Raw genomic sequence first — 7754 nt, 5'->3', positions numbered from 1 at the left:
GACAGACCAGGAACGCCAGATCGCCCGCCGGGCCCGCGAGGGGGGGTCGAACGCCGAGATCGGCGCCGAACTGTTCATCAGTGCCCGAACGGTCGCCGCGTCGGCCGGCGGCGTCCGGAAGCGGTCCGTGTGTTCGGTGACCCACTCGGCGAACGTGCGCGCGGGGCGGCCGAGTATCCGCGCGACCGTGTCGTCGACCGTCGTGGCGTCCTCGGTGGGGGCCGCGTACCAGCCGATGACGTAATCGGCGTCTTCCCGGGACACGCCCGTCGCCATGAGCCGGTCGACGGCCTGTGCGTGCGTGATCGGGTCGAAGGCGATGTCGCGCCCGGTCGCGCGGGAAAGGGTCGCGATCCGCTCGCGCGGGGTCAGGGCCTGGGGTCCGGTGAGGTTGTAGGCATGGCCCGCGTGGCCCTCGTCGAGCAGCGCCACGGCCGCCACCGCGCCGATGTCGCCCTCGTGCACGAGCGCGCTGGGATGGTCGTACGGCTCGCGCACCACCCCCTCGGTCCGGATCGAGTCGGCCCAGGTGAGCGTGTTGGACATGAACTCCTGCGGCTCGAGGCGGGTCCACTCCGCGCCGGAGTCCGCCACGGCCTTCTCGACGGGACCCACCCAGCCGCCCCACACCACGGTGATGCGGCGCACGCCCGCCTCCACCGCCCGCCGCACCAACTCGGGCCCGGCCTCGGCGAGTCCGGCGGTCACGGTGATGTGCAACCGGCTGACACCCCCGAGCGCCTGACCCAGTGTCTCCGGCGCGGTGTGTGTTCCGGCCACCAGTTCCACGCCGGCCGGAAGCCGTCGCGAGGCGGCCGCCGGATCCCTCGTCAGAGCCCGCACGGCCTCGCCGCGGCGGACCAGCTCCGCCACCACGTGGCGTCCGGTGTTGCCCGTGGCGCCCGTCACCAATGTCGTCACAGTGGTTCCTCCTTCTCGTCCTCGGACGACGCTAGGAGCTGAACCACGCTTCAGGTCAAACGGCACCCGGCACGCTCCGTCGAGGGCGGTTGCCGGGCCGTGCGACACGCGGGCGCCGGGATAGCGGACACGAGGTGTCGGGTTTTGCCTCGATCATGGCTGTTTCGGGACGGCCCGACGACGACGCGGGCCGGTTCCGCGGACAGACAAGGAACCCCCATGCGTGAAACCCCGGAAGACCTCGAACGGCTCCAGACCCTCCTCGACGCCTCCCTGGCGGGCTCCACCTCGCACCTCCGTTCCATCATCAACGCCGACCGCACCCTGACCGCCGCGCAGCTCACCCGGGTACTCACCGGCATGTGCACCCTGGCCCTGTCCACCGTCACGGCGAAGGGCGAGCCCCGGATCAGCGGGGTGGACGGGCACTTCCTGCGCGGGAAGTGGCACTTCGGCACGGCCCGTACCGCGGCCAAGGCCCGCCATCTGGCCGCCCGGCCCGCCGCCAGCGTCGCCCACATGCGCGGCGAGGACCTGGGCGTGTTCACGCACGGCACGGTGGAGATCCTCAACCCGCCGGACCGCGATCCGGCCGCGGACTGGCCGGACCTGCTCGCGTACTTCAAGGAGTTCTACGGCGATGACCTCTTCGACTGGGAGAACGAGGTGGTCTACTACCGCCTGCACCCGCACTGGATGACAGTCTTCGCACCCGACTTCGCCCGACTCGTCGCGGAGCCGCGCGCGTGAGGCGGGGGGACGGCTTCCAGGCGGACTCCGGTCTACGGCTCGAGCCGTAGTCGCTCGGCGTGTTCGGTCTCGTCCTCGCGGACCGCGTCGGGGCGTGCGCTGCGGAGTCGCCAGCGCGTGGGGGGTCCGTCCGGGGCGTCGAGGCGGCCGTGGGAGAGGGCTGTCTCGATCCGGGTGCGGACTTCGGTCTCGGCTTCCGGTTCGGTGGCGAAGAGTACGCGTAGGTGCACCTCGTCGCCGGAGCGTTGTGTGGCGGTGTGGTGCGGGGCTAACGGGCACGGTGGTTCGTGGTTCCAGTGGCCGCAGAGTGCGGCCGTGATGGCCGCTCCCGGGGCGCGTTCGTCGCCGCCCTCCTCCAGGGTCACCACTGCGTCGTGGGCGAATGCTTGGCGCACCACGTCAGTATCCACGTATCCGCCCGGTGGGCCGGGCGGCCCGGGTCAGGCCTCCCGGACGCGTGCGTGCAGGTGCATGTCGTGGCGGCCGTCGTCGTGCAGTGCGGCGCTGCGCATGGTGCCCTCCAGGGCGTAGCCGGACTTCGTCGCGACGCGGCAGGAGGCGTGGTTGCGCGTCGAGTGGTCCAGGTACAGGCGGGCGAAACCGGCGTCGTCCAGGGCCCACGCCGTGAGCGCCGCCAGCGCGGACGACGCGACACCGGCGCCGCGGGCCGCCGGGAGTACCCAGTAGGCGGCGCCCGCCACACCGTCGTCGAAGTCGAAGCCCCGCAGGGCGATCCGGCCGAGGACCGTGCCGCCGTCGTCCGTCACCGCCCAGTGTCCGCCCCGCTCCCGCTCCCAGTCCTCGCCGTACGCCTCGAACCACTCCCTTACCTGACCCTCGGTCGAGGGGCGGCGGGTGTGCCAGCGGCGGATCTCCGCGTCCTGGTAGGCGGCGAGGAACGCCGGTGCGTCGGCCGGGTCCCAGGGGCGCAGCACGAGTCCCCGGGCGGCGGCCAGCACGGGCTGGGGGGAGCCGGCGAGCGAGCCGGAGACGATGACGGGGGGCGTCGACAGGGCGCGGGTCATACGCCATGATCGCCCGGCGGTTGCCCCGTCCGTCAAGATCCCCCGCGTGCCGGGCGGGCAGCACGGCGCGGTAAGATCGCGCATGGCGTGATGGAAGTCAGCGCCTGTGCAGCACCGTGCGGATCCGGGCCCGTCGCGCCCTCGCTGCCGGACCGGTCGTGCGTGCGAGCACTGCCACGCCGGGCGCGCCCGCTCTCCTCGATGTGCAGAGTGCCTGCTTCCGACAGTGCGCGACCGGCCGGCGCCGACCCGCACTGCCCGCAGCAGCCTCGCCGTTCCCCGTCGACCGGTGCGCAGGCTCCTTCCCTGGAGACCACGTGAGAATCCTTCCCGAGATTTCCCGCACGCTGAGCGAGTACCTCCTCATCCCGGGCCTGACCACGGAAGACTGCACACCGGACAACGTGGATCTCGGGGCACCGCTGGTGCGCCACCGGGTCGGCGAGGAGCCGGCGATCCGCATCGCCACCCCGATGGTGAGCGCCATCATGCAGGCCGTGTCGTCTCCGACGCTGGCGGTGGCGCTGGCCCAGGTCGGCGGGCTGTCGTTCATCCACCAGAACCAGCAGATCGAGGACCAGGCCGCGGACGTGCTGGCCGTGAAGCGGCACAAGGCCGGCTTCCGGACCGGCGATGTCACCGTCGCCCCGCACACGCCGCTCGGCGAGGTCGCCCGGCGGCTGGCCGACACCGAGCAGGGCGTGGCCGTGGTGACCGGCAGCGGGGAGCCCGACGGCGACTTCCTGGGCGTCATCAGCCTCGACGACTTCCATCTGGAGCGCCACGGGGCCGAGGAGAGCGCCCGCAACCGGATGCGGGCCAGGGACACCCTGGTCACCGCGCCGGCCTCGGTGTCGCTGTCCGAGGCGAACGAGCTGATCTGGCGCCACCATCTCGACGTACTGCCGGTGCTCGAGGACGACCGGGTCGTCTCCCTGGTCCTCAAGAGGGACTACCAGGCCCACAAGACGTACCACCGCGCCACCGTGGACGGCGAGAAGCGGCTGCGGGTGGGGGCCGGGATCAACTCCCGTGACTTCAAGGACCGGATCCCCGCGCTGGTGGAGGCCGGCGCGGACGTGCTGTGCCTGGACTCCTCGGACGGCTACTCCGTCTACCAGGCCAACACCCTGGAGTTCGCCCGGGAGGCGTACGGCGACGACGTCCTCGTCGGCGCCGGCAACGTGGTCGACGGCCGGGCCTTCCGCTATCTGGCCGACGCCGGGGCCGCGTTCGTGAAGGTCGGCATCGGCGGCGGGGCCATCTGCACCACCCGGGCGCAGAAGGGCATCGGCCGCGGGCAGGCGTCCGCGCTGCTCGACGTGGTCGAGGCGCGCGACGCCTACGCGCGGGAGACCGGGGTTTACGTGCCGCTGTGCTGCGACGGCGGCCTGCTCAACGACTCGCACATGGCGATGGCGCTGGCGATGGGCGCGGACTTCATCATGCTCGGCCGCTACTTCGCCCGGCTCGACGAGAGCCCGTCCCGCAAGACGCAGATCGGCGGCCAGTGGTACAAGGAGTACTGGGGCGAGGGCTCGCGGCGCGCGCAGAACGAGGCCCGCTACGGCCAGCGCGGCGGGATGGCCTTCGAGGAGGGCGTCGACGGCTATGTGCCGTACGCCGGCAGCCTGTACGACAACGTGGAGCGGACGCGGGCGAAGCTCACCGCGACGATGATCAGCTGCGGCTCGGTGAACCTGCGGGACTTCCACCGCGACGCGGTGCTCGTCCCGGTGTCCGCGGAGTCCTTCAAGCAGACGGGCGCCGAGGTACAGCTGCGCCGGCCCACGATCGACTCCGGGGAGTAAGCGGCAGACGGGCGTCGACCGGCCCGCGCCCACGGGGGCGCGGGCCGGTCCTCTCCTCCACCCCCGGCCGCTACGCGGGCGCCCGCGCCCCCGTCCACACCAGGCGCACCAGCCACCCGTACAGCACGATCAGCACCGCCACGCACCATCCCGAGACGCGCCCCGGTACGAAGAAGGACACCAGGTTCAGCACCGCCATCGCCCCCACGTACCAGACGGGCACGGTGCCGCCCCGCCACAGCGCCACCGCCAGCAGCAACTGCCCGGCGGTGATGAGGATGACCCCCGGGATCAGCAGGATCAGGACGTCGCCGGCGTGGTCGTTGACGTACTCGACCAGCTTCGTGCCCTCCGCCCGGCTCAGGGCGTCCGATTCCGTGGCGTACGCCCCGAGGTAGCCGAACGCGGCGACCCCCGGCGCGAAGAGCACCCCGCCGACCGTGGTGACTGCGGCGCCCGACGCCGCCCAGCGGCGGCCCCGGTCCCGTACCAGCAGGCACACCATCAGGCTCAGGCCCACCATCGCCAGCGTCACACCCAGCGCGTTGAGCTGATGCCACACCAGCCAGCCGCCGCCGGCGCCGGAGATGTCGGCGTACGTCGGCTCGTCCATGCCGCCCAGCGCCGAAGTGGGCAGCCAGACGGCCGGCACCAGCGACGCCAGTCCGCCCACCACGAACGCGCCCGCCGCCAGCCTGCCGATCACGTCCCCCGCGGGCGCCGCAGCGCCGTCGGCCCGCGCCGTCGACTCGGACCGCGTGATGTCTCCCATACCGCCCCTCCCGTCCTGCCCGCCGGCCGTGGCCACGCCCGGCGAGTCGAGCGTGGCCGCCGCGCGGCCGGCGGGCATGAGTAGCCGGGTACTCGAATTCCTCCGTCACCCGATGGACGGAGGGACCGGGCGGCCCCATGCCGCGCGCGGTGGGCGTTTGTACGCTCCGGGAATGGCACCGGAGTGGCCGCTGACCGGCCGGGACGAGGAGCTGCGGTTCATCGCGTCCGCGCTGCGGACGGGGGACGCGGGCGCGGGCGTCGTACTCGCCGGGCCGGCCGGCGTGGGCAAGACCCGCCTCGCCCGCGAGGCGTGCGCCCTGGCCGAGGCGCGGGGCGGCACGGTGCGCTGGGTGTACGGCACGGCGTCCGCACGCGCCCTGCCGCTGGGCGCCTTCGGCGGACTCCCGGAGCCCGCCGGCGCGAGCCCCTCCGCGCTGCTGCGCCGGGCTGCCGAGGCGCTGGACGGCGCGCAGGTCGTCGCGGTCGACGACGCCCATCTGCTGGACGACGTCTCGGCGACCGTCGTGCACTCCCTCGCGGTACGGCGAACGGCGGCCGTCGTGCTGACCGTACGCTCCGACCGGCCCGGGCCGGACGCGATCGCCGCGCTGTGGAAGGACGAGCACGTCACCCGGCTGGAGATCGGTCCGCTCACCCGTGAGCAGACCACCGCGCTGGTCCAGGGCGTCCTCGACGGCCCCCTCGACGCCGCGGACGCCGCCCGGCTGTGGACGCTGACCGGCGGCAACGCCCTGTTCCTGCGGCACCTGGTGGAGGGTGAGCGCGAGGCGGGGCGGCTGCGGCGGGCCGCGGGTGTGTGGCAGTGGCCGGAGCAGCCCGCGATGACGGCCGCCCTGGCCGGCATCGTCCGCGACCGGATGGGCGAACTGCCGGACGCCGTGGGCGAGACCGTCGATCTGCTGGCCCTCGGCGAGCCGCTGGGCTCCGGCCTGCTCGCCGCCCTCACCGAGCCGGCGGCCGTCGAGGAGGCCGAGGCCCGCGGGCTGGTGCGCGTCGACACCGAGGGCCGCCGGCTGCAGGCCCGCCTCGCACACCCGTTGTACGGGGAGCTGCGCCGCTCGCAGCTCGGCACCCTGCGCGCCCGCCGGCTGCGCGGCCGGATCGCCGCCGCCCTGGCCGGCACCGGGGCGCGCCGCTCGGACGACACGCTGCGCCGCGCCGTCCTGGCCCTGGACGCCGACCTCCCGCCCGATCCGGAGCTGTTCGTGGCCGCCGCCCACCACGCGGTGCGGCTCCTCGACCTGCCGCTCGGCGAGCGCCTGGCCGGCGCGGCGGTGGCGGCCGGCGGCGGGTTCGAGGCCGAACTGGTGCACGCGCACGCCCTGTCGTGGCTGACCCGGGGGGAGGAGGCCGACCGGATCCTCACCCGGCTCGCCGCCGGGGCGACCGACCCGCTGCGGGCGGTCCGCGTCGCCGTGCCCCGCGCCGCGAACCTGCTGTGGACGCTGCGCAGTCCGCAGCGGTCCGAGGCCGTGCTCGCCGCCGCGCTGCCCGAGGCGAAGGACGACGCGGCGCGGGCCGCGCTGGAGGCGGTCCGCTCCGCCCTCGACGCCTCGCAGGCCCGGCCCCGGGCGGCGCTCGAGACGGGACTGCGCGTGTGCGCCGCCCCGCAGGCACCCGACCAGGCGGTGGTCATGGCGGCGTGCGGGGTCGCCGCCGCCGGGGCGGTGCTGGGCAGGCTCGACGACGTCCGGCGCGTCGCGCCGCTCGGTTACCGCGCCGCCGCCCGGTCCTTCGACGCGGGCGTGATGAGCTTCGGCCTGGCCGACCTGCACATCCTGGCGCTGCGGCTGGCCGGCGACGTCCGCGCCGCCGAGGAGATCGCCGGCGAGCGGTGGGACGCGAGCGCCGAAGTCCCCGGGCCCGCCCGGCTGATGGGGCGGGTGCTGCTCGGGCAGGCCGCGCTGGCCTCCGGCCGGGTACGTACCGCCGTCGACCGGCTGCGCGAGGCCCGGGCGGGGCTGGAGTCCCTGGCCGCGCACGAGTTCCGCCACCGCTGCAGGCTCCACCTCACCCAGGCCCTCGCCCTGTCCGGCGACGCACCGGGTGCCCGGCGGATGCTCACCGAGCTGCTGGCCGATGAGCACCCGGCCTACCGCGTCCTCGCCCCCGACGTCGTGCTGGCACGGGCCTGGGTGGCCGCCGCCGAGGGCTCCACCAGCGAGGCCGCCGGCGCGGCGCGCGAGGCCGCCGAGCTCGCCCGTACCCAGGACGCGCCCGCGTACGAGGTGCTCGCCCTGCAGACCGCCGTCTGCTTCGGCGACCGCGCCGCCGCGGACCGGCTGGCCGAACTCGCGCCGCTCGTCCAGGGCCCGCGCGCCCCCCTGGCCGCCGCGCACGCCCGGGCGCTGGCCGACGGTGACGTCCGCGGTGTTCTCGAAGGAGGGCCCGGGCGGGACCGGCACCTCCGTGCCGAGGGTCCAGACGGCGTACGCGAGGGCGTCGCTGTCCC

At 74.7% G+C, this 7754-nt stretch carries 7 protein-coding genes and 1 pseudogene; 4 read left to right on the top strand and 4 right to left on the bottom strand.

Annotated features, from left to right (window positions below):
• Positions 1–19 precede the first annotated feature (19 nt).
• Positions 20–244, top strand: a complete 225-nt coding sequence (locus AB0M28_RS39020; RefSeq protein ID WP_365415351.1) for a hypothetical protein — start codon at positions 20–22, stop codon at positions 242–244.
• Between the two features lie 377 nt (positions 245–621).
• Here the strand turns inward: AB0M28_RS39020 and AB0M28_RS39015 are convergent.
• A pseudogene (locus AB0M28_RS39015) lies at positions 622–909 on the bottom strand (NAD(P)H-binding protein); the annotation flags it as partial.
• Between the two features lie 231 nt (positions 910–1140).
• Here AB0M28_RS39015 and AB0M28_RS39010 point away from each other — a divergent pair.
• On the top strand, positions 1141–1671 hold the full coding sequence (locus AB0M28_RS39010; RefSeq protein WP_365415349.1) for a pyridoxamine 5'-phosphate oxidase family protein: 531 nt from the start codon (positions 1141–1143) through the stop codon (positions 1669–1671).
• A gap of 32 nt (positions 1672–1703) precedes the next feature.
• On the opposite strand, the gene AB0M28_RS39005 is transcribed toward AB0M28_RS39010, so the two are convergent.
• Together AB0M28_RS39005 and AB0M28_RS39000 are read right to left on the bottom strand one after the other, a co-directional pair.
• Positions 1704–2066, bottom strand: coding sequence for a hypothetical protein (locus AB0M28_RS39005; protein WP_365415347.1), 363 nt, complete (start codon positions 2064–2066; stop codon positions 1704–1706).
• A 45-nt stretch (positions 2067–2111) separates the two neighbouring features.
• On the bottom strand, positions 2112–2696 hold the full coding sequence (locus tag AB0M28_RS39000) for a GNAT family N-acetyltransferase (protein WP_365415345.1): 585 nt from the start codon (positions 2694–2696) through the stop codon (positions 2112–2114).
• Positions 2697–3013: 317 nt separating this feature from the next.
• On the opposite strand from AB0M28_RS39000, the gene AB0M28_RS38995 reads away from it, so the two are divergent.
• Positions 3014–4507 (top strand): IMP dehydrogenase, encoded by a 1494-nt coding sequence (locus tag AB0M28_RS38995; RefSeq protein WP_365415343.1) that lies wholly within the window; start codon positions 3014–3016, stop codon positions 4505–4507.
• Positions 4508–4577: 70 nt separating this feature from the next.
• Here AB0M28_RS38995 and AB0M28_RS38990 read toward each other — a convergent pair whose 3' ends face one another.
• The gene (locus tag AB0M28_RS38990; protein ID WP_365415341.1) at positions 4578–5357 is read right to left on the bottom strand and encodes a hypothetical protein; all 780 of its coding nucleotides are present in this window, start codon (positions 5355–5357) and stop codon (positions 4578–4580) included.
• A 94-nt stretch (positions 5358–5451) separates the two neighbouring features.
• On the opposite strand from AB0M28_RS38990, the gene AB0M28_RS38985 reads away from it, so the two are divergent.
• Positions 5452–7754: AAA family ATPase (locus AB0M28_RS38985; RefSeq protein ID WP_365415339.1), on the top strand; the 2303-nt coding region annotated here is incomplete at its 3' end.

This window comes from Streptomyces sp. NPDC051940 (genome assembly GCF_040680895.1).
Taxonomy (GTDB): Bacteria; Actinomycetota; Actinomycetes; order Streptomycetales; family Streptomycetaceae; genus Streptomyces.
This window is presented reverse-complemented; position numbering and strand designations above follow the sequence as displayed.